Annotated in this window: 21 protein-coding genes; 4 read left to right on the top strand and 17 right to left on the bottom strand. The window is 54.0% G+C overall.

Features of this window, described 5'->3' with window-relative positions; genetic code table 11:
• Positions 1-10: 10 nt before the first annotated feature.
• From TH3_RS08760 to TH3_RS08735, 6 genes are all read right to left on the bottom strand, one after another.
• Positions 11-1,273, bottom strand: a complete 1,263-nt coding sequence (locus TH3_RS08760; protein ID WP_007089964.1) for a glycosyltransferase family 4 protein — start codon at positions 1,271-1,273, stop codon at positions 11-13.
• On the bottom strand, positions 1,270-2,115 hold the full coding sequence (locus TH3_RS08755) for a class I SAM-dependent methyltransferase (protein WP_007089965.1): 846 nt from the start codon (positions 2,113-2,115) through the stop codon (positions 1,270-1,272). Before TH3_RS08755 ends, TH3_RS08760 begins: the two co-directional genes overlap by 4 nt.
• Positions 2,112-4,364 (bottom strand): glycosyltransferase, encoded by a 2,253-nt coding sequence (locus TH3_RS08750; RefSeq protein WP_007089966.1) that lies wholly within the window; start codon positions 4,362-4,364, stop codon positions 2,112-2,114. Before TH3_RS08750 ends, TH3_RS08755 begins: the two co-directional genes overlap by 4 nt.
• Before the next feature lie 69 nt (positions 4,365-4,433).
• Positions 4,434-5,228 carry a calcium-binding protein gene (locus TH3_RS08745; RefSeq protein WP_007089967.1) on the bottom strand — a complete coding sequence of 265 codons (795 nt, stop codon included), beginning with the start codon at positions 5,226-5,228 and terminating at the stop codon, positions 4,434-4,436.
• A gap of 333 nt (positions 5,229-5,561) precedes the next feature.
• The gene (locus TH3_RS08740) at positions 5,562-6,944 is read right to left on the bottom strand and encodes an HlyD family type I secretion periplasmic adaptor subunit (RefSeq protein ID WP_007089968.1); all 1,383 of its coding nucleotides are present in this window, start codon (positions 6,942-6,944) and stop codon (positions 5,562-5,564) included.
• The gene (locus TH3_RS08735) at positions 6,941-8,602 is read right to left on the bottom strand and encodes a type I secretion system permease/ATPase (RefSeq protein WP_233421858.1); all 1,662 of its coding nucleotides are present in this window, start codon (positions 8,600-8,602) and stop codon (positions 6,941-6,943) included. The genes TH3_RS08740 and TH3_RS08735 overlap by 4 nt, the downstream gene beginning before the upstream one ends.
• Before the next feature lie 455 nt (positions 8,603-9,057).
• Here TH3_RS08735 and TH3_RS08730 point away from each other — a divergent pair, with 455 nt between their 5' ends.
• A complete protein-coding gene (locus TH3_RS08730) occupies positions 9,058-9,558 on the top strand; it encodes a MarR family winged helix-turn-helix transcriptional regulator (RefSeq protein ID WP_007089970.1) in 501 nt (166 codons plus the stop codon).
• Positions 9,555-10,748, top strand: a complete 1,194-nt coding sequence (locus TH3_RS08725; protein ID WP_007089971.1) for a glycosyltransferase — start codon at positions 9,555-9,557, stop codon at positions 10,746-10,748. Before TH3_RS08730 ends, TH3_RS08725 begins: the two co-directional genes overlap by 4 nt.
• Here the strand turns inward: TH3_RS08725 and TH3_RS08720 are convergent, their stop codons facing one another.
• Together TH3_RS08720 and TH3_RS08715 are read right to left on the bottom strand one after the other, a co-directional pair.
• On the bottom strand, positions 10,749-11,201 hold the full coding sequence (locus tag TH3_RS08720; protein WP_007089972.1) for a M67 family metallopeptidase: 453 nt from the start codon (positions 11,199-11,201) through the stop codon (positions 10,749-10,751).
• A gap of 26 nt (positions 11,202-11,227) precedes the next feature.
• The gene (locus tag TH3_RS08715) at positions 11,228-11,593 is read right to left on the bottom strand and encodes a hypothetical protein (protein WP_007089973.1); all 366 of its coding nucleotides are present in this window, start codon (positions 11,591-11,593) and stop codon (positions 11,228-11,230) included.
• A gap of 207 nt (positions 11,594-11,800) precedes the next feature.
• On the opposite strand from TH3_RS08715, the gene TH3_RS08710 reads away from it, so the two are divergent.
• Both TH3_RS08710 and rpoH read left to right on the top strand, forming a co-directional pair.
• A complete protein-coding gene (locus TH3_RS08710; RefSeq protein WP_007089974.1) occupies positions 11,801-12,802 on the top strand; it encodes an RluA family pseudouridine synthase in 1,002 nt (333 codons plus the stop codon).
• A 111-nt stretch (positions 12,803-12,913) separates the two neighbouring features.
• Positions 12,914-13,780 carry an RNA polymerase sigma factor RpoH gene (rpoH, locus tag TH3_RS08705; protein WP_007089975.1) on the top strand — a complete coding sequence of 289 codons (867 nt, stop codon included), beginning with the start codon at positions 12,914-12,916 and terminating at the stop codon, positions 13,778-13,780.
• Between the two features lie 98 nt (positions 13,781-13,878).
• Here the strand turns inward: rpoH and TH3_RS08700 are convergent, their stop codons facing one another.
• The 9 genes from TH3_RS08700 to TH3_RS08660 form a co-directional block, all read right to left on the bottom strand.
• The gene (locus TH3_RS08700; protein WP_007089976.1) at positions 13,879-14,355 is read right to left on the bottom strand and encodes a hypothetical protein; all 477 of its coding nucleotides are present in this window, start codon (positions 14,353-14,355) and stop codon (positions 13,879-13,881) included.
• A 9-nt stretch (positions 14,356-14,364) separates the two neighbouring features.
• Positions 14,365-16,491, bottom strand: coding sequence for a protein kinase family protein (locus TH3_RS08695; protein WP_007089977.1), 2,127 nt, complete (start codon positions 16,489-16,491; stop codon positions 14,365-14,367).
• A gap of 226 nt (positions 16,492-16,717) precedes the next feature.
• Entirely contained in the window at positions 16,718-18,013 is a 1,296-nt protein-coding gene (locus tag TH3_RS08690; RefSeq protein ID WP_007089978.1) for an adenylosuccinate synthase, read from the bottom strand.
• A 36-nt stretch (positions 18,014-18,049) separates the two neighbouring features.
• Positions 18,050-19,216, bottom strand: coding sequence for an ATP phosphoribosyltransferase regulatory subunit (locus TH3_RS08685; protein ID WP_007089979.1), 1,167 nt, complete (start codon positions 19,214-19,216; stop codon positions 18,050-18,052).
• Positions 19,217-19,359: 143 nt separating this feature from the next.
• Positions 19,360-20,565, bottom strand: a complete 1,206-nt coding sequence (locus tag TH3_RS08680) for a phosphoserine transaminase (protein ID WP_007089980.1) — start codon at positions 20,563-20,565, stop codon at positions 19,360-19,362.
• A gap of 161 nt (positions 20,566-20,726) precedes the next feature.
• Positions 20,727-22,598, bottom strand: a complete 1,872-nt coding sequence (locus TH3_RS08675; RefSeq protein ID WP_007089981.1) for an SLC13 family permease — start codon at positions 22,596-22,598, stop codon at positions 20,727-20,729.
• Positions 22,599-22,877: 279 nt separating this feature from the next.
• On the bottom strand, positions 22,878-23,705 hold the full coding sequence (locus TH3_RS08670; RefSeq protein WP_007089982.1) for a PhzF family phenazine biosynthesis protein: 828 nt from the start codon (positions 23,703-23,705) through the stop codon (positions 22,878-22,880).
• A gap of 46 nt (positions 23,706-23,751) precedes the next feature.
• Positions 23,752-25,185 carry a pyridoxal phosphate-dependent decarboxylase family protein gene (locus tag TH3_RS08665; protein WP_007089983.1) on the bottom strand — a complete coding sequence of 478 codons (1,434 nt, stop codon included), beginning with the start codon at positions 25,183-25,185 and terminating at the stop codon, positions 23,752-23,754.
• A complete protein-coding gene (locus tag TH3_RS08660; protein ID WP_007089984.1) occupies positions 25,182-26,150 on the bottom strand; it encodes a threonine dehydratase in 969 nt (322 codons plus the stop codon). The genes TH3_RS08665 and TH3_RS08660 overlap by 4 nt, the downstream gene beginning before the upstream one ends.
• Positions 26,151-26,220: the final 70 nt, after the last annotated feature.

Below are 26,220 nucleotides of genomic sequence, written 5' to 3'. Positions count from 1 at the left end.
TTTATCTGTGTCAGGCCGCGACGAAATCGGGACGGATCATCTTGCGAAACAGCACAAGGTGCTTTTGCGCGACATCATCGATACCGGCTGGCGGACGCACATGCCCCGACAGCTTCTTCCAGAGTTTCGGATTGGTGGCACAGTCCTTCATCACACGGGCAAGATCGGCCGGATCATCGGCGCGCACGTGAATGCCGTCATGACCATCGCGGACCATTTCAGCCATGCCGCCGATGCCGCTTGTGATGACGGGGCGGCCATGCTGGAACGCTTCCTGAATGACCAGCGGAGCATTTTCCCACCAGATTGATGGCACAACGATCCAGTCGACACGTGCCATAAGTTCGGGAATATCGGCCCGTTCATAGGCCCCCATACGGTGAACTTTCGAACCGGTTGCATCAAAAAGACCATCAATCTTTTCATTAAAGGCAACCGTCTGGAACGGTGCCCCGCCGTGAATACGCAATTCAAAATCGACATCATCGGCTGCCAGTTTCTGACTGGCTTCAAGCAGAACATCCGCCCCCTTCCATGGGTTCAGATTGCCGAAATAACCAAACACATTTGGCATCCCGGCCCCCATATCGCGTTTGGGTGCGGCCGGTACGGACGGGCGACCGTTGTGCATGACCTCTATCTTTGCCGGGTCAATTCCCCAATCGACATAGCGATCACGCAGGAACGCGCTTGGAGACAGAAAGCGATCAACAACGCGAAGATGATTGCGCAGATTGACCGTCCGCATTGAAAACCGTTCCGGCGCAATGCCATCAAGACCGCAACGTTTGCCAATCCGGTCCGCTTCCAGATAACGCTGACGGGTGCCTCGATGGATCATCAACCCGTCATTCGGGCAAATCGCATAGTAGTCATGCAAGGTCATCACTATCTGGCAATGCGGCAGAACACGGCGGATCAGCATCGGCAACTCGATCCCCCAAAGAACCAGATGATGGATATGCACCACATCCGGATCCCAGGTTTTCAGTAGCTCGGTAAAATTCGGCGCGACGGCATACAGATCTGTCTGCGACATGTTGAACCGGTCAAAATGCCCGGCCCAGAACAGCATTTCATCACCGGCATCATTGATCGCCTGAAAGCTGGTGCCCGGGCGACGTTCACGATGGATATCGTTGGTCGCGCCAATGAAAATGGCTTCGCACCCTGCCCGCTTATAGGCATTAAACAGATCGTGGGCGAAAATCTCGGTGCCGCCAGGATGCAAATCGGGATGATTATGAGCCAGAACCATGATGCGTGGGTTCATGCGTTCCTCCGCGGTTTTTCTGCAATCAGGAAGTCCTGGTAATGATCGGCCTGATCACCGTGCCAGGTTCCGAAACTTTTGGATTTCAGGGTAAATCCGGCGGCACTCATCGCGCCGTCGATGAAACCATCATCAAAGCCAACAGCCGCCATCGGGTTTTCACCCTTAAGATGCCAGCACGGCTGGTTTTCAAGTCTCTCAAGACTGGTTAAACGCGGGTCGCAGCCGGGATATGAAAGTTCCTGAGGATCACGAATGATAAAGGCCGTCAGAAACAGCTTCCCGCCCGGGCGCAGCACGCGGAACACCTCGGCGCAATAGGTTTCGATTTCTTCAGGCGGCAAGTGGGTTGCCACCGAGATCATTGCGGTGAAATCGAATGCACCATCCTGAAAAGGCAACCGCATGCCACGCCCGCCGATGGATCCTTCGGGATTATACAGCGCGTTTTTGACGTCCTGCGTCTGGAAACCAAAATTTGGATAAGCGGGTGAAATCGTGCGCTTGCACCATTCAATCCCGTTTGCAACCGGGTCAATGCCTTCGTAGATCGCATTGGACGCATCAAGATACTGGGTCAGTGGCACCGCCATCCGCCCTATGCCGCACCCGATATCAAGCACATCATGGTCAGGCATAAGGCCCGCCCGACGGACAAAATGCCCCAGAAATTCGGCACCGATGGCACGATAGTCGCCATCGCCGACAAAAACGGCTTCTTCGGGCGGTACCGGCAGAAAACGATTGGCGATGATCTGCTCGCAAAGCCAGTCCAGATGCTGTTCGCTTTTGGCGTCGAGCACCGGTTCATCATGGTTGGAAAATGCCAGAACCTGGCTCATGCCGCTTCTCCTTGATCATCTTTATCTGAAACACGGTTTTGCGGCCGGTTCTGTGGAACATCGTTTTTGTGGAAATCTTCGAGCATGTCTGACCAGCGCGAGGCATGAAGCCAGGCGTTGTATTGCGTCGCCACACCAAGCATGTAATCGGTGTGGGTCGAGATCGACTTTCGCTCGAAATGATAAAGGCTGGCGTCAGGTACATATTTGATATCGAAATCGGCCTTGCGGATTTTGAGGCAAAGGTCACTGTCCTCGTAATCGCCGATCACGTAATCTTCGGTAAAGCCACCGACATCATTGAACGTGCCACGATGCAACAGCATGCAGGCCCCGGTGATCCCGGGAACGGATCGTTCAACATTGGCGTCACGGAACTGATCGGGCAGCCCTTTATAGAAATGATGGTTCAGCCATTGTCCGCGTTCATTGCGGGCAAAATACATTCCGGCATGCTGTAACGAACCATCTTCGAACAAAAGCTTTGGCCCGACCGCGGCGACATCCTGCGGACCGCCCATTTTTGAGGCCATCAATTCCAGCCAGCCAACCTGATAGGGAATGACATCCGAATTCAGCATCGCGATCAGGTCTGACCGAGCCTGTTCGGCACCTGAATTGCAGGCCCGTGCATATCCCCCATTTCGGGTCATGACCACCAGACGCATCGGCATGTCATAAAGCAGATGCAACCCACGCAGCAGATGTTCGCACTCTTCTGCCTGTTCCGGAGAATCCAGAACGTAAATCACTTCGCAATACCGTGAAATCCAAGGGTCACAGGCAAAGGCACCAACCTGAGCACGCAGGAAATCGAGCACCCGATACAGCGGCACAACAATCGAAACAGCGGGCTCTTTAAGCTGCTCACCAAACTCGATAGTTCGATCCGTTTTGGCAGCAGCAAGCAATTTCTGCTGCAAATCACCAATGACCGGAGCCAGACAGTTTTCAATGATCTCGTCAGTCAGGTGCTGCGGTGGGACCGCACGCAGGATGCGTGCCCGCGCCTCTGCCGGGTCAATCGGCTGGGCGGTTGGCACCATCAGATGACGACTGCCCGAGGTCAGTCGCATCAAACTGCGTGGTTGAAGGATCGGTACCTGGCTTTGAATGTCACGATAAAACCCGACAAACCCGGTGGCCGAAACCGTTCGGTCGTCATCCATGACATTCCCGGCATAACGATAAAAACCATCGCCGAATGGATGGGCTGTGCCTTTGCTGTCAAGAATATCGATGCTGGCGATCATTTCAGCCGGATCACGATACCAGCCGCCAATCAGGGTGCCACGCGCAGTAGTTACGGCAAGGTCGACCTCACCACTGGGCAAGCCACCGCCACCCGTAACCCGCTGGCTTGAAAGCGGACAGCGTAGCTGGAATTCAAGCGCGGCCTTTCTGGCCTTGGTATCGCCACGCGCCATTGCGCCAATGATATATTCACGCAGATCGGCATCGGATTTGCCGCGCGCCAGCCACCATCGCGACAACGAGGGCAAAACTGGCGTCGCCGCCAGATGGCGAATGGCCAGCGCGCGTCCGCCGGTCACGACGAGATAGGCACCGTTCTCAGTGCCGTCGCGATCAGCGATCATGTAGGTCTGTTTTTTGCCTTGGGGCCCCTCGCTGCTTTCATGTGGCGGAACAGCCAGACGGCGGAATCCGAACGAGGACACGATATAAACAGCTTCGATGTCACCAAACGCCACCGGCAGCCCGGCCGAGATCAGTATCTGCTGATCTGAGAGTTTTGCGACCGCTTTGGCGCGCTGTGGCGTATCGACAATTTCGGAAACCAGTTTATTGAGAAATGCGGTGTAACTTTTGCTTCGGCGGGTACGAAACATGCTTGCCCACGCACCAAGCAGCGCAGACATAAGAGACAAGCGTCCCGATGGCGTCACGTCTTCAAGCAGCATGCTCGCATTGGCAAATTCAAAATCACCTTCCGGATCAATGGTGATTTCATCTTTGCGGCCAAGAGTCCCTGCTTCTGCCAGGAACGAAACCGGTTCGTCCTTGGGCCGACGGATCAGGCGCAGAAGTCGCGTGCCGCCACCATTAAGCGGCAAACGCAGTGTGGCTTGCGGCGAGATTGCCTTGCCTTCGGTAGTTTCAAGTTTGGGCACCGCCCACAAGCGGGTCGGCATATCCCAGATCAGAAGCAATGTTTCCGGGTTAAGCAGGCAAACGTCCGGCGCGTCACCGGTCGTCCGCACAGCATCGGACGAGGCAAATTCAAGCATGGCGATTTTCACTTCACAAGAAGAACGGGGTGACGCCCGCAACATAAGTTGCGGACGCCAACATTCGGATTACTGGACGCTGAAGAAGCTATCCGGATTGTCCTGGACGTCTTCTGCATCGACATTGTTGAGGGTGATGGAATCCCCATTGCCAAGGTCGATAACAGTATTGGCGCCAACCTGCGATGCACGCGCGGCAATATCATCGGCACTTTCAATGCCGGTATCATTGATGTTGCTGCTAATGGAAAGCATGTCTTCACCAACCGTGAAGTCGAGCACGACGTCGTTGCCGCCGCCACCGGTGAAGACAAAGGTATCGCTACCCGAGCCACCGACCAGCAGGTCGTCCCCGGCACCACCGTCAAGGACATCGTCCCCGGAGCCGCCAAGCAGGACGTCATTGCCATCGCCACCCTGGAGAACATCGTCCCCAGAACCGCCCAGCAACTGATCGTCGCCTGCACCGCCCAGCATGATGTCATCGCCGCCACCGCCGACCATAAGATCATCGCCTGCGCCACCATCAAGGACATCATTGTCCGAACCGCCAAGCAGGGTGTCGTCACCGGCACCACCTGACAGTACGTCTTCGCCAGAGCCACCTATCAACAGGTCGCTGCCGGAATCCCCCATCAGCACATCGTCACCCGATCCACCGAACAGGATATCGTCACCTTCGCCACCAATCGCGACATCGTTTCCTGCGCCGCCGAACAGAACGTCATCGCCCTCTTCACCGAACAGAACATCGTCATCACCTTGTCCGAAGATTGTATCGTCACCGCCACGTCCGAAAATCACGTCGCTGAAACGAGACCCTAGAAGCGCATCATCAAAGGCGCCGCCTTCGAGAGTTGCCATGGTATCCTCCTTCGTGTCCCAACATTATTGACATCGCGGGGGTTATCCCCTCACGAGAGGCTGGCCGTTCCCTCAAGGCAGCTAGAGGCCACCCTGAGATCGGCCACACAGCAACCCTATATTCTTTTCTTTTATCTTAGGAAGATATTCTCGTGTTTTTATTGTGTCAATATTATGGATTAAGGCAATAATCACATTATACTTCTAGATTTATTTAATAAGTATTTGTTGTTTTTTTGATTTTTATTTAGTTTTACTTTTGAACAATAATTCAAAGAAAAAGGCCGCAGACCTTTCAGCCCGTGGCCTTCGCACCCGCAGCATCAGCAAAAATCAGTCCTCGCGGAAGGCCCTGCTCATGCTTTCAGTGATCGGATCAATCAGATAGTCGATCGCCCTTCTGGGGGATTTCAGGATCAGAATGTCGGCCGGCATACCCGGTCGAATTTCGATATCATCGCGTTTTGCCAATGCATCGGGGTTAATTGCGGCCCGAACGATGTAATAGGAAGAATCGCGTTTTTCATCGACCGTCTGGTCGGCGGCAACATAGCGGACTTCGCCGTCAAGCGGTGCCAACCGGCGCTGACTATATGCCGTAAGCTTGATTTGGGCTTTTGATCCGACATGAACCGAATCAATGTCCTGACGGTTGATCATGGCTTCGATCAGAAGCGGCTCGTTTTCCGGGATGATATCCATGATGGGTTCCGCCGGACTGATCACGCCACCCGGCGTGCGAATCTGAATATTGGCAACAATACCGTCCTGCGGTGCCTTGACTTCGCGCCGGTTCAGAACATCCTCGCTGGCGCGGATACGCTGGGTCACATCATTCAGTGCCAGTTGCGCTTCCTGGATTTCTGTCGCGATATCGCTTTGCCATTCCATTTCAATCGAGGCAAGATTGATTTCGGCCTCAGCCTTTTGCTGTTCGGCGGCGGCTTTTTGGGCCTTGAACTCGCCCATATCCCCGACAAGGTCAGACCAGTTGTTTTCTATCTCGACCAACTGGGTACGCGTCGCGAAGCCCTTTTCCGCAAGCTGCCTGATGCCCTTGAGCTGCTCGGCAACAAGCTTTTCCTGACGGGTGCGGGCATTTATCTGGGATTCCAGTGCGCGCGCCTCGGCATCAAATTGTTCTATTTGCTTGGCTTGGGCATTTCGCTTGGCATCGTAAACCTCATTGCGCTTGCCGAACAATCGCTTTTCATCCAGCAAGATATCGGCCACATAATCCTGCTCCGCATTCAGTATTTGCTCGGGAAAATCGATTTCACCACGGCCACTTTGCTCCGCGCGAAGTCGGGCAAGCTTGGCGATAAGCCCATATCGTTCACCGCGCAGCTGGCCCAACTCGGACTCACTGCGTGTTCCATCCAGCAACATCAATGTTTGCCCCGCCTTGACGCGATCACCTTCTTCAACCAGCAGCTTCTTCAAAATGCCGCCTTCGAAATGGTTCACAACCTTTTTGCGGGAATCAACAATGATAGAGCCCGATGCCACTGCAGCACTGTCGAGTTCGGCCGTAAAAGCCCAGGAAAAGAAGCCGCCAAACCCGACGGCAATAACGATGATTCCCGCCATGATCGGCTTTCGCAGGCTTTGACGCGACGCGGTGCGCTCTTCGTCAAGGACCTGATACCATGCTGGTTGCGGGTCTTCGGGAATCATGACCTCGCCACGGTTGTCGACATTGATCACTCGGTTCATGCTGCCCCCCCGCTTTGCTGATTGCGCTTAACCGGGGGCAGGTTTTTGATGTCGTTATCATCCTGCGTCATCGCCCGGATCACATTGGTGCGTTCACCAAACTGTTTGACCCGCCCTTCCTGCATGACAAGCAGCTTGTGGGCGTATTGCATGATGCTTTGCCGGTGTGCGATCAGAACAACCATTGCCCCACCTTCTGCTGCCTGACGGACCGCCCGGATCAGTGATGCTTCACCTTCAGCATCAAGGTTGGCGTTGGGTTCATCAAGCACCAGAAGACGTGGCCAGCCATAAAGAGCACGGGCAAGTGCAATGCGTTGCTGCTGTCCACCAGACAGGGTATGTCGCCCCGCCCCGATCGGCGTATCGTAACCAAGTGGCAGTCGGCCGATCATTTCATGCACCCCGGCTGCGCGGGCCGCATCAATCACCTTGCGCGGATTGGCTTCACGCATGCGACCAATGTTTTCACGGATGGTGCCGTTCAGAAGCGAAACGGATTGCGGCAGATAACCGACCATGTTGCCAAACGAACCGCGCTCCCAAAGATAGGTGCTATGCCCGTCAAGAAATACGCCGCCAGCAGTCGGTTTCGCCGATCCGACCAGCAGACGCGACAGGGTCGATTTACCAGCAGCCGACGGCCCGACCACGCCCAGAATTTCGCCCGGGTTAAGATCGAAGCTCACCCCGCGAAGAACCGGCACGTTCGAGCCGGGGACCGCATATACAAGATTATCGACAACAAGCGGCCCTTCGGAACGCGGTGTCGGTTCGATTTCGCGCTCCGACTGACGCTCCTCAAGGATATTCCGGATGCGTTTCCATGACGAAAGAGCAGAAACCCACGCCCGCCAGTCGCGCGTAACATTATCAAACGGCAACAGAAGACGGCCCATGATAATCGTACCGCCAATCATCGCCCCAGGTGTTGTTTCCCCCAGAATAACCAGATACGCCCCCATCGCCAGCACGCAAATCTGCATGCCGAAACGGGCCGAGCGCGTGACAGAATACATGCCTTTACTTCGGACATTCCCGATATCAAGCAACTCACTGGCATGGACCTGCGATTGGCGCCAGCGCATGGCAAGTGCAGGTAACATGCCCATTGCCTCAATCGCCTCGGCATTTGATACGGTTGACCCGATATCGCCGATATTACGCAGATTGGCATCGGTGCCTTCCTTGGTGATCTGTCGCACAAGCAAATCACCCAACAGACTAAGCCCGATCAGGACCAGCACCGCCACAAGCCCCGCAATACCGTAAAACGGATGAAGGGCAAACATCACACCAAGGAAAATCGGCGACCAGATCGCTTCGAGTGGCGCACTGATGGTATTGCCATTGATAAAATTGCGCAAATCCGACAAATCGCGCAGAACCTGCGTGCCCTGTATCGATCCTTTTTCAAGCGCCACGCTCATTGCCGCCGAAATGGCCGGCAAGTTCAGGCGACGCAACAATGATTTGGCCATTTCCTGAAAGATAAGGGCCCGAATGAAATCAAGAATGCCGTATAGAATGATGGCACCAATCGCAATTGCGAGCAGCAATTTAAGCGTATCGGTACTTTGACTGTTAATCACGCGATCATGCACCTGAAGCATGAAAAGCGGCACGGTCAGTTGCAGAACATTGATAAAGCCACTCAAGACCCCGGCCCATCCAAGACCGCGTACAAAAGTGAATCTCGCCTCGCGGATAACCGATTTTGCATCCAGAGATGGTCTGACAGCTTTGCTTTCTGCGGTTTTTGGCGTGTTTTTACGACCAAAATGCATTGATTTTCATCCAATCAGCCAAAAGTCATAGTTTTTCCGCAATCTAATCACATAGTTGCGATGTCATGATGATCTACAATAAAATCAAATATGTCGATCTCATGTTCATGATCTGACAATGTAAAAACAGAAGAATACGAAGTAATTTTAAAATAAAAATACTTTGAAATTACTTCGAAATTACGAGCAAACTGAGGGAAGAATTGGGCGTGCGGAAAAATCGTTCAAGAGCAACGTCCTGTTATCTTCCCCACACGAAAGGCCTGCCTTGGTCGAAAGGCCATGGCATCAACTCTCGCTTGGGACCAGATAACGGATCAAACAACATGACCGTCACTCATCTTGAACTTGCAAATACCGTCGAGCGTATTTATCGGCGTTTTGCTGATCTGCTTCGTGTAGATCTTATTCGACTCGGCAAAGATGACATCAGCCCCGCACAAGTCGCGTTGCTGTTTACCATCGGCGACGATGAACTGTCGGTACGTGATCTATTGGATCGCGGCCACTATATGGGATCGAATGCATCCTATAATCTGAAACAGCTGGCTGAATCGGGCTATGTCGAACGACATGTCATGGCCCGTGACCGACGGTCTGCCAGAATAAAACTGACGCGCAAGGGGCACGAACTTTGTGAATCCCTGCATGAATTTCACGAAGAATATCACAACGCACTGACCAATGACCTGCAGGACCAGCAGGAAATGGAAACGGCACTTCGAACTTTGCGTCGCCTGGAGGAATTCTGGACACAGACCCTTCGGTATGGCGGTGTCCCCGTCACAAGTGGCGTTATGACACACGAGCTTCGCAGTCGCCGATGAAAATTGTCTTTGTCCACCGCCATGGACCGGGACAATTTGTTCACCTGGCCTGTCATCTGGCAAATGCCGGATGGCAGGTTTCCTTCCTTTGCGAAGCAATGAACGTACAGCTTCCCGGCATTCGCGTCCTGCGTCAGCGGGCAACTCCGCCACCGCCTGCGACCCCATTTCCACAATATCACCAGCAGATCGGCATGCATGCGGCGACAACACTTGATTCACTCGTCGCACAGGAAGGCCCACCCGACATCGTTTACGGGCATATCGGCTGGGGCAGCATGATGTTTGCGCGCGATGTCCTGCGCAAAACACCACTGGTTGGCTATTGCGAACATTTTTACCACGCCGAAGGTCGCGATGTCGGCTTTGACCCGACAGAAACGGTGACCTTGGCCAAACGCACACAACTTCGGCTGCGCAACATTGCACAGCTTTCAAGTCTGGAAGCAATAGACACCGGGATCAGCCCCACGGCATGGCAGAAAGCCGCCTTTCCGCAAAGCTTCCATAACAAGATCGGTATTTGCCACGATGGCATCGATATCCATCGTTGCCGTCCGGACGACAAGGCACTGCTTCGCCTGCCCGACGGTCGTGTGCTGCGACATGGCGATCCGATAGTGACCTATGTTGCACGCGATCTCGAACCCTATCGCGGCTTTCCACAATTCATGCGTGCCGCTGCCAAGCTGGCCCGGCACAACCCCGATGTAACCTTTGTCATCGCCGGGGGGGATGGCGTCAGTTATGGAACGCCGCGCGCCGACGGCCAGAAATGGCGTGATGCGATGATGGCTGAAACCGGTATGGATCCCTCTCGCATCGTCTTTCTAGGGCAAATCCCCCACGATCAGCTGATCCGTCTGTTTCAGATCAGTTCGGCCCATGTCTATCTGACATATCCGTTTGTTTTGTCATGGTCGGTACTTGAAGCCATGGCATGCGGAACGCCGGTGATCGCATCGGACACGGGCCCCTGCCGCGATATCATTCGTCATGGCAGGAATGGATTAATGTGTGGCTTCTGGAATGAAGACCAGCTTGCCAGCACAATGGCCGAAGCATTGGCCAATCCTGACCGGCTTCGCGAAATACGCCAGCTGGCGCGCCGGACAATCACGCAAAACTTCGCGCTTCAACAATCACTTGCAAAGCAGACTGGCCTGATCGAACGCATGGCAAAGCAATGATCAGGGCTCGACGATCTCACAAGTTTTGAAATAACGCGGTGCTGTGTCATCGGCACGTTCCGGCATCCGGCGATATAGCTTCCATTCATCAACGCCGTTTTTGCCGGTGGCGAAAATCAGCCACAGAAAACCGGCTTCTTCGGCGCGGGACAAATCGGTTTTCGATGGCTGGCAATCGCCATTCGGATGTGAATGATAGCATCCGATAATCGCCTCTCCGCGTTGCCGAACCGATCGATGCGTCGCAATCAGAACGTGCGGATCAATTTCGAATGTTTTTTGGCGATCGATGGCGGCATTGCGTGCTGCAACAAAACGCAGAATAACTTCGGGACTTTCCGCGTCGGCAATCAATAGACCACAGCATTCCTCCGGCCATGCCGCAGCTGCGATATCTGAAATCTCTGCCAGCAAACCTGTCCGCAGTTTTATGATTTTACCCGCGTCGATCATCAAACCACCATCAGTTCAAGCGGTGCTTATTGCGGCTCCACCAGTAAAATCTGCCCAAGAATAGCGCCGTCACGCAAAGAAACAATCACCAGACGGCTTCCTTGGCGTCCCTCAAGACGAAGAGTTGCCTCTGTTCCCTGACGGGAAAAATCAACCAAGGTCTCCCCCGGTGCCAAATCAACATTGATCGTTCCGAACGGTGCGATCTGTGTTGCGGATCGTGGGCCTGTATCTGTTGGCGTCTCAAACTGCCCCGCAATCGGCGCGGATAGCTCAGGCCCATCGGATGCAACGCTGCCATCTTCCTGACGCGACAGGCCATAAACCACAAGTGCGACGCCCGCAACGATCAGCACTCCCATAAAAGCGACCAGAATCTTGATAACGCGCATCACATTTCCGATTGATAAGTTGATAGAATGCCCCTGTCTTGCGTCACGCTAAGATCACAACAGGCCTGACAGGACGATATTGAAGGCCATAGCGACAAGAGAAGCCAATTGCAAGTTTGCAAAGCGGGATTGCATTTCATCAGTAAGCGATTAAAACCGCCCTTTAACGGACAGTGACGGTCATAGCAGGCCAGAATAGCAGCAGATATGAATATGGAAAGCGGCTTGAACACCGAACATCTTGAATATATTGCCTCTCCCGCTGACGAGGGAGCGCGGCTCGACAAGGTTCTGGCAACCGCATGGCCCGAGCAATCCCGTTCGCGCATCAAAAGCCTGATTGAGAACGGACATCTGCTGCTGAATGACACGCCGATCGCCAAGATGTCATACAAGGTAAAAAGTGGCGACCGCTTTGCGCTTGAAATCCCACCCGCAGTGGCGGCCGACCCAATCGCCGAAAAAATCGCGCTCGATATCCTTTATGAAGACGACGATCTGCTGGTGATCAATAAACCCGCCGGGATGGTTGTTCATCCTGCTGCGGGCAATGAAAGCGGTACATTGGTCAATGCTTTGCTGGCCCATTGTGGTGACAGCCTGTCGGGGATCGGCGGCGTGAAGCGCCCGGGTATCGTGCACCGGCTCGACAAAGACACCAGTGGGGCAATGGTGGTCGCGAAGAACGATGCAACCCATCGGGCACTTTCGACCCTGTTTTCCGAGGATAAGGAAAATATCGAACGCGCTTATATCGCCGTTGTTTGGGGTGTCCCGCGCCAAATCGAAGGCGTCATAGAGGGAAATATCGGCCGAAGCCCGCGCAATAGAAAGAAGATGGCGGTACTTCGAAATGGGGGAAAACCGGCCCTTACGCGTTACAAGGTTTTGGCAAAACGCGACGACTCGTTGGCATCTCTTGTTGAATGCAGGCTTTTGACTGGCAGAACACATCAAATTCGCGTTCACATGACCCATCTTGGTCACTCACTTATATGTGATCCAGTTTACGGTAGAAGCAAACTTACCCAGAAGTTCAGCAAGCATGTGCACGAGGTCCTGACGGGCTTTGAAAAACAGGCGCTACATGCCAGAACACTGGGATTTTTACACCCAAAAACAGGGAATTACGTCCTCACCAAAGCCCCCCTCCCGGAAGACCTACAGGAACTCATCACCTGCCTAGACCTACCCATTGGGATAGTTTGACCTAACCTTTTTGGTCTAATTTTTATTGACGACACCTAATACTCCCGTATACCTTTCAATAAGTGCTAGGGGATAAACCGCACTTTATACGAAGCGCAACGGGAGGCTTCAATGAAACAGGGAAATGCACTTCCAATCATCTCCCAAGATGGTCTGACAGTCTATTTGCAGCGCATCCGCCGTTACCCCATGCTTACACCTGAACAGGAAACGACGTTTGCATGTGAATTCCGTGACAATGATGATGCAACTGCCGCAGAAAAGCTGATTACAAGTCATTTGCGGCTGGTTGCCAAGATAGCCATGAGCTATCGCGGTTATGGACTTCCGATAAACGAACTGATCTCCGAAGGTAATGTAGGCCTGCTTCAATCGGTCAAGCGCTTTGACCCGGACAAAGGTTTCCGCCTTGCGACTTATGCGATGTGGTGGATCCGCGCCGCAATTCAGGAATATATCCTGCATTCCTGGTCGCTGGTGAAAATGGGTACCACTGCCGCCCAGAAAAAACTTTTCTTCAATCTTCGGAAACTCAAAAGCCAGATGCAGGCGATTGACGAAGGCGATCTGCGACCGGAACAGGTCGAATTCATCGCCACAAAACTTAACGTCACCGAAGATGACGTGATCATGATGAACCGTCGTCTCGCTGGGCCGGATCACTCATTGAATGCGCCAGTGCGTATTGATGGTGACGGTGAATGGGTCGACTGGATCGAAAGCGAAGATGAAGATCAGGAAACCCTGTATGGCAAGCGCGAGGAATTTGTCCAGCGCATGAATCTGCTGAAAAGTGCGATGTCACACCTGAATGCACGTGAACGTGACATCCTGACCCAGCGCCGCCTGCTCGATTCACCTGTAACGCTTGAAAATCTCAGCGTTGCATACGGAATATCGCGCGAACGCATTCGTCAGATTGAAGTTCGGGCCTTTGAAAAAGTACGCAAATCGATCCACACCGATCTGCCGATGTGAGTGCCTTGCTTACCCTCGTTAACCAACCAACATGACTGCGGCGGACAAATTGTCCGCCGCTTTTTTTATTGGTCGATGGTTTGAGATTAGGTTGCGGATTAACTGCCTGAACGGTCGATTTCCTTGATCAGGCTGTCGCCCCAGGTTTTGATCAAACCACGCTGCCTTTTACGCAATTCAGAAACACGGCGCTGGGCCGAAAGATTAAGCACATTGGCGACAATCGGTGGCATCGCCAGATACAAAAGCCATCCAAGACCGGCCGAGCCATACATGATCGACAGGGCAACGGGTTGGAAAATTTCCTGAGTTGCCACACTGGCCGTCTGCCCGCCCTGCTGCCAGATTTCCATGATATAGGGCGCAACCCCTGAAAAATTCAGACCAAAAATGCAGCGCGACATGGTGCGCCCCTGACTGCGGTCAAACATGAACGCCACCATTGATGGTAACAGCCCAACCGCCAGGGTAATGAATGTCGGTAGCGCAACCATGAACAAAAGCACGGCAGAAGCCACCACCGACAAACCGGAAAATGCGCTTTTCTTTTTACGGCCGCCTGATTGTCTCGCCATTCCTGTCCCCTACCACATATGCATCAGAAATAGCGCCGAAACCGTCAGTAGCGCAATCATGGTCGACGCAAAGGCTGCTGCCTGCTGGCCAACTTTTTCTGCCAGTTCAAGTCGTGCGGGGCCTGATGATTCAAGGTCAAAAACCTCGCTTTCTGCTTCGGAATATTCCTCGACCGCGGTGATGAATTCGGTCTGATCCTTCCGGCGTTCCTGTTCGTCATTGATCAGATTGTAAAGTTCGACAAGATTGCCGCGCTTGGCCAGTTTCGGAATTTCGTGTTCAACACGTTCCCGACGTGCCTTGCTGTGAAACACCTTGACCGCGGGTTCCATCAACCGGGCCACCCAGTGCGACAGATTTTGCAGATTATCAGGCCCATGCCGCCATTGCACAAGTGCCAGCATGCTAATGATTGCGCGACTGTATTCGACTTCATCTGACGGATTTTGCAACGCCAGAAGTTGGGGTTCAACATCGTCATCAAGGCGGGTTGCAATAAAAGCTGCAATATGCCGATCAATTGGCCATGCATCATCAGGTAACGATTCCGAAGCTTTTTCCAGTGCGGGTAAAAGCTGCTCTATGTTAACGACATAACTCTTTTCTATCATCGGGCTAAGGCAATGCTGGTTACGAACCATCGCATAAAGGCAGCGCTCATAGCCATACCCCGCACTTTGCTGCTGCACATAGTATCTAAGGTTCTTATATGCCTGCTGCAATTTTTGGACTTCCGGGTTATATCCGACTTGTCGCCCGAACCAGAAAGCAGGGATATCCCGCGTTACCACATCAGCAAACCGTTGAGGCCCGCGCCCGTGCTGTACGTCGTAAGACAACATAGTCCCCAACCCGTCAACCATCGCAGAGAACCCCTTGAAACGAATAGCTCCGGTCGGATCAAGAATAATGATGGATTTAGCGACTAGGATATCTTCGGCAGCCCTCTTGTCTGCTCCCGCCCATTGCAATTGCCGGGCTGCCTCAGCCATATGCTTGGCCCTGTCGTTATCTGACAGCCCACGTCGCAACCAAGTTTCAACGGCTCCATCTTTTAGTGGGGCGAGTGCATTAATCCAGTTTTTTGCAATCCCCTGCGCCAACGACCGCGCGGTATAATAATCTTTTCCCGAAATATTTTGGGAGCGTGCAGCCCGACGTTCGGTGTTGGATTGCACTGGCTTGGCCCGCCTGCCGTCAAGCCAAGCATGCAATTCGGAAAACCCCCAACGCTCTTCGGGATCATCACACAAAAGACCGCGCACGGGTTCAATCAACACCAGAGGCAGTTTTTCATTCATTACAATAGCTTGGAAAGAACCTTTGGACAGTTTGACATCAATAATGTCCTGCTCACGCAGCTTTTCGAGCGGTGTGTGCCCGATACCAAGAGCCGCAATTGTCATGCCCAGCGCATACAAGTCATCCAATACCGACCCCAAACCGCGTCCAGCTGGATCAGCTGTCATACGCGATATAGTTTCGTAGACTAAAGGCTGGTTGAACCCTCCAGGAGCAGAGCAACAATCCCCAACAACGACTTTCTCTGCCATTGGGCCTTCAAAGAACAGATTGTCCGCGCGAATATTACGATGGGTTAGCCCCTTTTCTGCTACCGCCTGCAGCACATTCAGCAGGGGCTCAATTACAATCTTTGAGAAATCATGCTCATCTATCTTTTTTTGTTTTTCACCCGGTACAAGCACACGTCCGCCTGCAGGCTTTTCATAGAAAAGCATCATGGTTTTTTGGTCAAACGGTGGCCAAGGCGCAATTTCGTGATCAAGAAGATCAATCTGCCCGCCGATATGGACACCGGTCAAAAAGCGCATTAGATCGTAGCGCGTCGGTATTGCTGGATCAGTTACAAGAGCAAAGGCGCCACCTTCTTCACGGCGCAGGTTATCCGCAGCGTAGGCCTTGCAATTTCCCATATCGTATTCCGGAAGCCGCAGATCTGAAAACACCCGGAAATTACCAACCTCGATACTCCGTCCACCACTACCCAACGCAGTTGGGTCCTCGCCGCCCAAACCTGCAGGGGAAGGCATGGTATCTTTATTATCCGCTGCGGCAGCCTGTTCGTCAGCGCCGTCGGAAACATCCTGTTTCTGCATTTCCGCTTCTTGTGCCATGAGCCCCGGTTTTTCTTTGTTGGAGGATCCGTGCCCTGCCCTTCCCTACCTGGAAAGCAGTTTCAGCCCGTCCTCTGATCTGCCGAAACGATACTGCCGATAGCAAAACGGAGCAAGCCGTTATCCAAGAGGGGCATAAGGGTATGATCTGCCAAATCATTAGTCTTAAACGGAAAAAGCCACCGGAAAAACCGGTGGCTTTTTGCATTTTCATTCATGCACGGGATCATGCACTGAACGGGTCATGAACCAGAATGGTGTCATCACGTTCCGGACTGGTAGACAGCAACGCAACCGGTGCCTCGATCAGTTCTTCGATCCGGCGGACATATTTGATCGCCGCCGCCGGAAGATCAGCCCAGCTGCGCGCGCCCATCGTGGTTTCAGACCAGCCTTCAATGATTTCATAAACCGGTTTGGCTTTGGCCTGAAGACGCTGGTTGGCGGGAAGATGGTCATAGATTTTGCCATCAATGTCATAGCCGGTGCAGATCTTGATTTCCTTGAAACCGTCAAGAACATCAAGCTTGGTCAATGCAATACCGGTAATGCCGTTAACCTTGACCGACTGACGGACAAGAGCCGCATCAAACCAGCCACAACGACGTTTACGCCCGGTAACAACACCAAATTCATGACCGCGTTCACCAAGACGTTCGCCGTCCGCGTCAAACAGTTCGGACGGGAACGGGCCTTCGCCGACACGTGTGGTGTATGCCTTGGTAATCCCCAGAACATAACCGACCCCCGACGGGCCCATACCAGAACCGGCTGCAGCCTGTCCCGAAACCGTATTGGACGAGGTCACAAACGGATACGTACCGTGGTCGATGTCCAGCATCGTGCCTTGCGCACCTTCGAACAGAATACGCTGACCGGCTTCCTTGAACTGGTTAAGCGATTTCCAGACTGTGTCCGAGAACGGCAGGATTTTCGGTGCGATTTCCTTAAGCTGCGCAAGCAGTTCCGCACCGTCGACTTCCGGCTGGCCCAGACCGCGCAAAAGCGCATTATGATGGGTCAGAAGGTTTTCGACCTTGGCTTCAAGAAGCTCGACATCGGCCAGATCACCAACGCGGATCGCACGGCGACCAACGCGGTCTTCATATGCCGGGCCGATCCCGCGACCGGTGGTACCGATCTTGTTGTTGCCGGTTGCCGCGGCTTCGCGTGCCTTGTCCAGATTGCCGTGCAGCGGCAGAATAAGACAGGCATTTTCTGCAACGCGCAGGTTTTCCGGCGTGATTTCAACGCCCTGCCCCTTAAGGCGGTCAATCTCGGTCAGAAGCGCCCACGGATCAACGACAACGCCATTACCAATAACCGACAACTTGTTCTTGCGAACAATGCCCGACGGCAGAAGGCTAAGCTTATAGGTCGTTCCGTCGATCACCAAAGTATGACCGGCGTTATGACCGCCCTGGAAACGCACAACGACGTCTGCCCGTTCGGACAGCCAGTCGACGATCTTGCCTTTCCCCTCGTCCCCCCATTGGGAACCGATCACGGCAACATTGGTCATCGCAAAACTCCTTGCGCGATAAGAAATGGTTCTGGGTTACGCACCCAGCGGCACGATCTGGCCGCCAAGATAAATGAAACTGCATCCCATGCGGCGTGCTTCCTTGCGCGCCGCATCTTCTGTTTTGGCTTCGGCGGCACCTTCAAGTGCCGCCACAGTATAATGGCCGTCTTTGCGCAATTGGCGCGCTTCGCGCTGCGGCGTGCCTAACGGCAAATAAACCCGTTCAACCGGCTTTACATCGGCAAGGCCGCGCAAAATCGTATCCATGAAAAGCGACATGCCGGTTGCGGCCTCGCCGCCCGAACCACCCGCACGATAACGACCGCCACGACCCAATTCACCGCGAACATGTTTGGCAAACAGGGTAAAGCTGACACCGGTCTGATACCGGAAACCAGCCATTTCAACCGGATCAATGGTCAAGGCCGCATCAAGATCGGATGCCAGAATACGTTCGGCAACTTCGATCAGACGATGCAATTCCTCAGATCCGCCTAACGGCAGTTCAAGCTTTTTAAGCTTCGGCAATGCTGCCTGCGCCGGACCGGCGGCTTCAAGCAGGGCCACCAGCACATCGGTCACATTTCCACTAACAGCTTTGACCGCTGCTACATCGCGATGTTCAAGGGCCGCGATCAGCGTTTCACGATCATCGGCTGCAACACCAAAGGCATCAAACAGACGGACCGGCAGGGTCGGCAAATTCAGATCAACGGAAACATCCGGCAAACCGACATGTTCCAACGCCTCAAGCGCAAGCAACACGATCTCGGTATCTGCTGCGGCACTGGACACACCAATCAACTCCGCCCCGACCTGGGCAAACTGACGTTCCGGGCGCAACTGTGTACCCTTGATCCGCAAAACATCACCGGAATAGGAAAGACGCAACGGACGCGGCGCATCGCCAAGGCGGGTTGCCGCGATACGACCGACCTGCGGGGTCATGTCGGAACGAACACCCATCATCCGGTGCGATACTGGATCCATCAGGCGGAAAGTCTGGGTGGCTAGTTCCGGCGCGGCACCCTCCAGAAGGCTCTCTTCGAATTCGACCAGCGGCGTCTTGACCCGGTCGTAGCCCGCATGTGCGAAACTGCTCATCAGCTTTTCACGGATGTCAGCTTCCCGTGCGGCGATTCCAGGCAGAACATCCTGAAGGCCGGCGGGCAAAAGAGCTTTCCTGGCAAGTTCGGTCATTATGTGTGCTTTCCGGACAAGGCGCGCAAAATCGGTTCAGGTCGTGCCTGATCTATATATCCGGTAGCGGTTACTAACGCTTTGTTCCGGACAGGGCAACGGGAAAACCCCCGAAGACGCAAATAATACTTACGAAATGCTGATCAGCCAGCCTGAATTTCAGCTTTGACCGTCGCATATGCCCAATCAAGCCATGGCAGCAACGCTTTGACATCACTTGGTTCCACAGTCGCACCACCCCAAATCCGCAAGCCCGGAGGCGCATCGCGATAGCCATTGATGTCCATCGCGATTTCTTCGGCTTCAAGAATCTGCGAAATGCGTTTGGGCAATGCTGCCTGTTTTTCTGATGGCAATGACAATGCCCATGGATCGACAATCTTGATGCACATTGATGTATTGGACGCCGTTTCCGGCTTTTCCGACAAATCAGCCGCCCAGTCACTTTTGGCAAGCCATTCATCAAGATAGGCGCGATTCTGACGGGTGCGTTTCAGCAAACCGTCAAGACCGCCGATATCTTCGGCCCATTTCAGGGCGTCAATGGCATCCTCAACCACCAGCATCGACGGGGTATTGATCGTTTCCCCACGGAAAATGCCATCGATCAGCTTGCCACCCTTGGTCATGCGGAAGATTTTCGGCATCGGCCATGCGGGATTATGGCTTTCAAGGCGTTCAACGGCACGCGGGCTCAGAATAATGATGCCATGACCACCCTCGCCACCCAGAACTTTCTGCCAGCTATAGGTTACAACGTCGAGCTTGTCCCAAGGCAGTTCCATGGCAAAAATCGCCGAGGTAGCATCGCAAACTGTCAAACCCTTGCGGTCCGATGCGATCCAGTCGCCATTCGGCACCCGCACACCAGCCGTCGTTCCATTCCATGTGAAAACAACGTCGTGGTCGAAATCAACGGCACCAAGATCGGGCAGCTTGCCATAATCGGCTTCCATGACCCGAACATCAGGCAGGTTTAGCTGTTTTAAAACATCCGTTACCCAAAGCGACCCGAAGCTTTCCCATGCCAGCATATCAACGCCGCGTGGCCCCAAAAGTGACCACAGCGCCATTTCCACCGCACCGGTATCGGACGCCGGAACAACCCCAAGCAGATAATCATCAGGCAGGTTCAGGATCGCACGCGAACGATCAATGACCTCTTCCATGCGTTCCTTGCCGAATTTGGAACGATGTGAACGGCCAAGAACACGGGTATCAAGCGCATCTGCCGACCAGCCCGGACGTTTTTTGCACGGGCCCGACGAAAAATTCGGGCTTGCGGGGCGCTGGTTTGGTTTGGCAAAGGCATCAGTGGAATTGGCGGTTACATTGGCATTCTGGGCCATCGGCATATTCCTGAGATAATCGAACGGTGCAGGCGCACTATTCTGCGTCAAAATCGGAGCCCGATCCTATTGCGGTACACCCAAAAGTCAAACGCCTTTGGCGCATTATAACTGCCCGCATTTGCATGACAGATCAGCTAACCTCGCATCCAAAACAAGAATCAGAACGGGATGTCGTAATACCACGGCGCAAACAGACTGAATGCCAGCCACAGAATGATGATCAACGGCGTGCCGGCGCGCAGGAAATCGACAAATCGGTAATGCCCCGGCCCCATCACCAGAAGGTTGGTCTGATACCCCACCGGCGATGCAAATGAACAGTTCGCCGCCATCACCACCGCAATGGCAAAGATATGCGGCTCAACCCCAAGATTCTGGGCCATGCCGATCCCGATTGGCGTGAACAGAACAGCACAGGCATTGTTCGACAGAACATTGGTAAACACCGCCACGATCAGGAAAAACAGCGACAAAATCACCGGTGCCGGTGCCCCGCGCGTTGCCGCAAGCAACTGATCGGCCACAAATTCCGCCCCGCCGGTCAGTTGCAACGCATTACCCAACGCCAATGCCGCCGCCACCAGCAGCACGATCTTCCGATCAATCGCGCGCGATGCCTGACGCAGGTTAAGCGCACCCGACGCAATCATCAGTGCCGCACCGATAAAGCTCGAAACCATGATCGGCACCAGACCGGTCGCCGCCACAGCAATCACACCAAGGAAAATGGCCGCGGCACGACGGGCATGGAACGGGCGCGGCAAGGTACGTGTCGACCATTCCAGCAGAACCACATCACGAATGGTACGAAGGGCTTCAACATCCTCGGACCGCCCCTGCACCAGAAGAACGTCACCGGCTTCAAGGCGGATTTCGGTCATCTGCGTGCGGATCATGCGCGAACGGCGCTGAATGCCAAGGACAAGGCATTTGTACTGATAGCGGAAACCGATCTGTTCAAGGTTAAAACCGATCAGACGCGATCCTGGCGGCAGCATGACCTCGGCCAGAAGCTGGGTCGATTTTTGTGGGATTTCTTCACCGCCTTCATGGACGGCCGCGGCTTCCGCATGCAGAAGGCCCGGATCTTTTTGCAGCGCCTCGGTCAGGGCCTTGCGCGTGGCTGCAACGACAAGAACGTCACCTGCCTGAATTTCCATGTCTTCGTCAAACGGCGGCAGATCGGCATGTTCACGCCGAACAATCATCTGGATCGTAATATTGGGCAGGTCTTTAAAGAACCCGGCCACAGGACGGGTACCGATCATCTGAGACGCCGGGCCGACGGTGATCTGGGCGATGAATTGTTTGCCACTGCTATCGGGGTTGGCAAGCTTGCTGCGCATCGATGCCAGCGCGGGCAAAAGGCGGGGCGCGACGAACAGCACATAGACAAAGCCCACCAGCGCCAGCACACTGCCAATCACCGTAAATTCAAAAAACTCGAGTGCAGGCATGCCAAGTTCGATCAACGAGCTTGATACCAGAAGGTTGGTCGAAGACCCGATCAGGGTCGTCATCCCGCCCAGAATAGCGACGTAAGACAACGGGATCATCAATGCACTGGGCGAACGCTGAATACGCTCCGACAGCGCCTGAATGATTGGTATGAAGATAACAACGACCGGGGTGTTGTTCAGGAATGCCGACATCAGCATCACGACAAACAATCCGACAAAAATCGCCATCGAGGCATTCTTGCCGCCATGTTCGGTAATCAGACCAGCGATATAACTGACCCCGCCGGTCAGCACCATGCCCTGCCCGACGACCAACAATGAAAGCACAGTCAGCAAGGCCGGGTTGGCAAACCCAGACATCAGCGCGCCCGCATCAAGCAGGTTGTTGCCATCGGCATCGGGCAACGGGAAGAAATTGAAGAACAGCAGCAAAGTGGCAATCAGCGCCATGCTGGTCAGCTCAAGCGATATGCGCTCCAGCCCATACAGGACCAGCGATCCGGCGACCAGCGCCAGAACCACCCACATCTGCAATGGCGTCGCAGAACTGGCGACAACACTATCGATCACGATCTATCTTCCCCTGCAACAGCGCTTTTATACGGGGTTGTGGCAGGCTATTCAAAACGCCCGTCCATTCCCCGGAAGTCGTATTTTGCCCTTACTTAGACGAAAGCCCCCGCAAGAGGTCAATAAAAATCAAACGTCGGATCGCGGCCTTGCGCGATAGTGGTTAGACCGCGCAACCCTGCCAGATCACCAAAACCCGGTATTTTGCCATAAAAATGGCGGACAGTGTTGTGCCCTGCCCGCCATTGCAACGATCGCTTTTCGACAGTCTGTCCGACGTCAATCAGGCAGATAAATCTCACCCTTAAGATACAAAAGCGCATTGCCCTTCAGATGGACGCGTTCCCCATCAATCGTACAATCAACGATCCCGCCACGCTTGGACGCCTGATACCCGACAACATTGGATTTACCGCTATGTTCCGCCCAATATGGCGCAACAACACAATGCATATAGCCGGTTACAGGGTCTTCATCGATACCAAGGGCGGGCAGGAAATACCGCGATACCATATCAATGCCCGGCTGATCACCTGGTGCGGTAACGATTACGCCGCGTTCGGCAAGTTTCCCTAATGCCGACATATCCGGTTTCATGTTCCGCACCACCGATGCATCGTCATAAACCACGACAAAATCGGTATCCCGGCTGGTAACACGGAAAGTCCCCCGCGGGGCTGCGTCGGATATGGAGGCAAGAACATGCGCCGGAACATCATCAGGAGCAATCGATTGCTTGGGGAAATTAAGTACAATCGCATCACCATCGCGCCGCGCGGTCAGAATGCCGCTGGCACTTTGCAATCGTATTAAATCACCGTCAAAACCCAGCATATTGAAAATGACAAACGCACTCGCCAGCGTCGCGTGACCACAAAGCGGCACTTCGACCGTTGGTGTGAACCATCGGATATGAAAATCAGCCCCGTCATTCTTTGCCGGATCAAGCTTCACCACGAAAGCCGTTTCCGACAGATTGTTTTCCATCGCAATATTTTGCATGACCACCTCGGGCAACCAGCCATCAAGTGGCACGACTGCCGCCGGATTACCGGCAAACATCCGGTTGGTAAAAGCATCAATCTGGTAAATCGGAAGCGTTTTCATTCGTCTTTTATCCTGAATGGTCTTTGATACTTGGAAAACAGCGCCTTTACAGTACACTGTCAATCGCATCCTTGACGATTTGCAAATCGTGATCACGCATGCGCCAGTTGCTGAACGCCGCACGGAACCCGAACCGTCCACCATAGATCGTTGGCGTCATGAACAGTTTTCCAGTCGCATTGATACGCGACAGCAAGCCACGATTATCATCATCGCTGCCCGGGCCGGTAAACATGATCACGTTAAGTTTGGGATCGGCCAGCAATTCAAGCCGGTCATGACCACGCACCCATTGCGCCAGATCAACTGCCTGATCGCAGTTCGCCCGAACAATCCCGACAAAACCGTCACGTCCATAGGCGACCATCGCCAGCCAAAGCGGCAAAGCCCGGAACCGGCGGGAATTTTCCACCCCGCGATTGATATACATATTTCCAACCGCATCCGTCTGCAAATACGGCGCAAACGCCCGGCAGCAGGTTTCAAGCACACTGATATGCCGGGTCAGGAAAATCCCGCAATCATACGGAACATTCAGCCATTTATGACCATCTGAGGTGATAGAGTCTGCCCGATCAAGTCCTGCTAGCAGATGGGCGCGCCGATCATCAAGGGCGGCAAACATGCCAAACGCCGCATCAACATGCAGCCACGCCCCATAAGCCGCACACAAATCGGCAATCGCGATCAGATCATCGAAATCAGTCGCATTCACCGTGCCCGCAGACGCGATAACCAGCTTGGCCTTGGCCGTACTTGCCGCAAGGCGGTTTTTAAGATCGGTGATATCGGTTTCCTCGGTCCCCGGTCGGGTTGCAACCTTGGTAAAGCTATTGCGACCAATCCCGGTAACCGACAAATCCTTGATCATGCTGGCATGCGGGCTTGCGGCAAATATTTCAAAACCTGGCAGCACACCCGCCCCGTCGGCGTCAACATCAACGCCGATCTGCTGACCGCACCATTGGCGCCCGGCAACAAGCCCCAAAAGGTTCGATACCGTCGCACCCGTTGTCAGTACACCATCAAAACGCCTGCGGGGTAGCCCGGCCATCTCGCAAATCCAGTTGATCACCTGTTCTTCGACTGCTGCCGTAACGCTGCCCTCCGGGCCGGTTGCGTTCTGATCGATTGCGCCTGTCAACCAATCACCGGCAAGGGCGGCCGGTGTCGTGCCGCCGGTCACAAAACCAAGATAACGGGGACCGATTGATGCGGCGAGCAGCGGCAGAATTTCTTCCTTCGCTGCCCGCAGCGCATCAAGCGTACCGCGACCCTGCCCCGGCATCGGGCGCGAGGGATCAAAGGCAGAAAAGTCGCGGCAGGTCACATCCATGTCGTCAGCACCCTGAACAAAGTCGCGTGCCATATCGCTGGTTGCGGCCAGTATCTGGTCAAGCTGTTCAAGATCATCAAACATCAGATGACGCGCCGTCGTCGCAGTGGGGCTGCTGCCGGCACGATTTAACGGGCGGCTCATTGGGTATCTCCGTTCAGGATACGGGCATAGTCGGTCCGGTCGATATTGGAACCACTCAGAATGACAGCTGTCTTCTTGCCGATATTGCGTTCGTGATCTGCAATCGCCGCGGCAAGTGATACCGCCCCCGCACCCTCGGCAAGGGTGTGGCAGGAACTGAAATAAAGGCGCATGGCATCGCGGATTTGATCATCGCTTACCGCAACAATATCTGACGCGCCGTCTTTGATGATTGCGAACGCTGCCGGATCAGGACTGCGACAGGCAACGCCATCTGCAAACGTATTCGCGGTTGGTGTTGTAATCACCTTGCCCGCCCGGAAGGATTGCAGCACGGCATCTGCCCCCGTCGCGACAACACCGATAATGTCGGTATCAAGGCCCAGAGCATCGCGCACTGTAATCAACGAACAAATCCCTGACCCCATACCAATCGGCACGTAAATCCGGTCAAGCTTTCTGACCGCATCAAACAGTTCCAGCCCGTATGATGCAACGCCGCGCACCAGTTCCGGGTGAAAAGGCGGCACCATCACCAAATCTTCGGCAGCGGCATATTGGCCTGCATATTCCGCAGCATCCTGAAAATCGTCGCCATGCTCGATGACCTCGGCACCCCAAGCCCGCATCGCTGCGTTCTTTTCAACCGAGTTGCCGCGCGGAACAATAATGGTTGCCGAAAGGCCCGACTGACTGGCGGCATGTGCCAGACTTTGGCCATGATTGCCACGCGTGGCACTTATGATGCCCCGCGATACTCCGATGGAATTTTTCAGATAACGACAAAATGTCAGCCCGCCACGAATTTTGAACGCACCAAGGCGGGTATGGTTTTCATGCTTCACATACAGGGACAATCCAGTCGCCCGATCCAGCAACGGCCAGCGTATTGTCGGCGTCGGAGCCACATATTGGTGGACATAAGACGCAGCTTCGCGAAGCTCCTTTTCGGTAAACAGCGACATTGTCACCCTTTCGGATAGTTCATCAGTACAATCGAATGATATTCATCGGGACAATTCAGACAGGGTTCGA

It is taken from the genome of Thalassospira xiamenensis M-5 = DSM 17429, assembly GCF_000300235.2.
Lineage (GTDB): Bacteria > Pseudomonadota > Alphaproteobacteria > Rhodospirillales > Thalassospiraceae > Thalassospira > Thalassospira xiamenensis.
The sequence above is the reverse complement of the archived record's forward strand: the minus strand, read 5'-3'. Positions and strand labels throughout refer to the sequence as shown.

Bases quoted from the DNA above. Each gene is read 5' to 3' on its own strand.
- TH3_RS08760 (WP_007089964.1), bottom strand. From the start codon at position 1,273: ATGAACCCACGCATCATGGTTCTGGCTCATAATCATCCCGATTTGCAT.
- TH3_RS08755 (WP_007089965.1), bottom strand. From the start codon at position 2,115: ATGAGCCAGGTTCTGGCATTTTCCAACCATGATGAACCGGTGCTCGAC.
- TH3_RS08750 (WP_007089966.1), bottom strand. From the start codon at position 4,364: ATGCTTGAATTTGCCTCGTCCGATGCTGTGCGGACGACCGGTGACGCG.
- TH3_RS08745 (WP_007089967.1), bottom strand. From the start codon at position 5,228: ATGGCAACTCTCGAAGGCGGCGCCTTTGATGATGCGCTTCTAGGGTCT.
- TH3_RS08740 (WP_007089968.1), bottom strand. From the start codon at position 6,944: ATGAACCGAGTGATCAATGTCGACAACCGTGGCGAGGTCATGATTCCC.
- TH3_RS08730 (WP_007089970.1), top strand. From the start codon at position 9,058: ATGACCGTCACTCATCTTGAACTTGCAAATACCGTCGAGCGTATTTAT.
- TH3_RS08725 (WP_007089971.1), top strand. From the start codon at position 9,555: ATGAAAATTGTCTTTGTCCACCGCCATGGACCGGGACAATTTGTTCAC.
- TH3_RS08720 (WP_007089972.1), bottom strand. From the start codon at position 11,201: ATGATCGACGCGGGTAAAATCATAAAACTGCGGACAGGTTTGCTGGCA.
- TH3_RS08715 (WP_007089973.1), bottom strand. From the start codon at position 11,593: ATGCGCGTTATCAAGATTCTGGTCGCTTTTATGGGAGTGCTGATCGTT.
- TH3_RS08710 (WP_007089974.1), top strand. From the start codon at position 11,801: ATGAATATGGAAAGCGGCTTGAACACCGAACATCTTGAATATATTGCC.
- rpoH (WP_007089975.1), top strand. From the start codon at position 12,914: ATGAAACAGGGAAATGCACTTCCAATCATCTCCCAAGATGGTCTGACA.
- TH3_RS08700 (WP_007089976.1), bottom strand. From the start codon at position 14,355: ATGGCGAGACAATCAGGCGGCCGTAAAAAGAAAAGCGCATTTTCCGGT.
- TH3_RS08695 (WP_007089977.1), bottom strand. From the start codon at position 16,491: ATGGCACAAGAAGCGGAAATGCAGAAACAGGATGTTTCCGACGGCGCT.
- TH3_RS08690 (WP_007089978.1), bottom strand. From the start codon at position 18,013: ATGACCAATGTTGCCGTGATCGGTTCCCAATGGGGGGACGAGGGGAAA.
- TH3_RS08685 (WP_007089979.1), bottom strand. From the start codon at position 19,216: ATGACCGAACTTGCCAGGAAAGCTCTTTTGCCCGCCGGCCTTCAGGAT.
- TH3_RS08680 (WP_007089980.1), bottom strand. From the start codon at position 20,565: ATGGCCCAGAATGCCAATGTAACCGCCAATTCCACTGATGCCTTTGCC.
- TH3_RS08670 (WP_007089982.1), bottom strand. From the start codon at position 23,705: ATGAAAACGCTTCCGATTTACCAGATTGATGCTTTTACCAACCGGATG.
- TH3_RS08665 (WP_007089983.1), bottom strand. From the start codon at position 25,185: ATGAGCCGCCCGTTAAATCGTGCCGGCAGCAGCCCCACTGCGACGACG.
- TH3_RS08660 (WP_007089984.1), bottom strand. From the start codon at position 26,150: ATGTCGCTGTTTACCGAAAAGGAGCTTCGCGAAGCTGCGTCTTATGTC.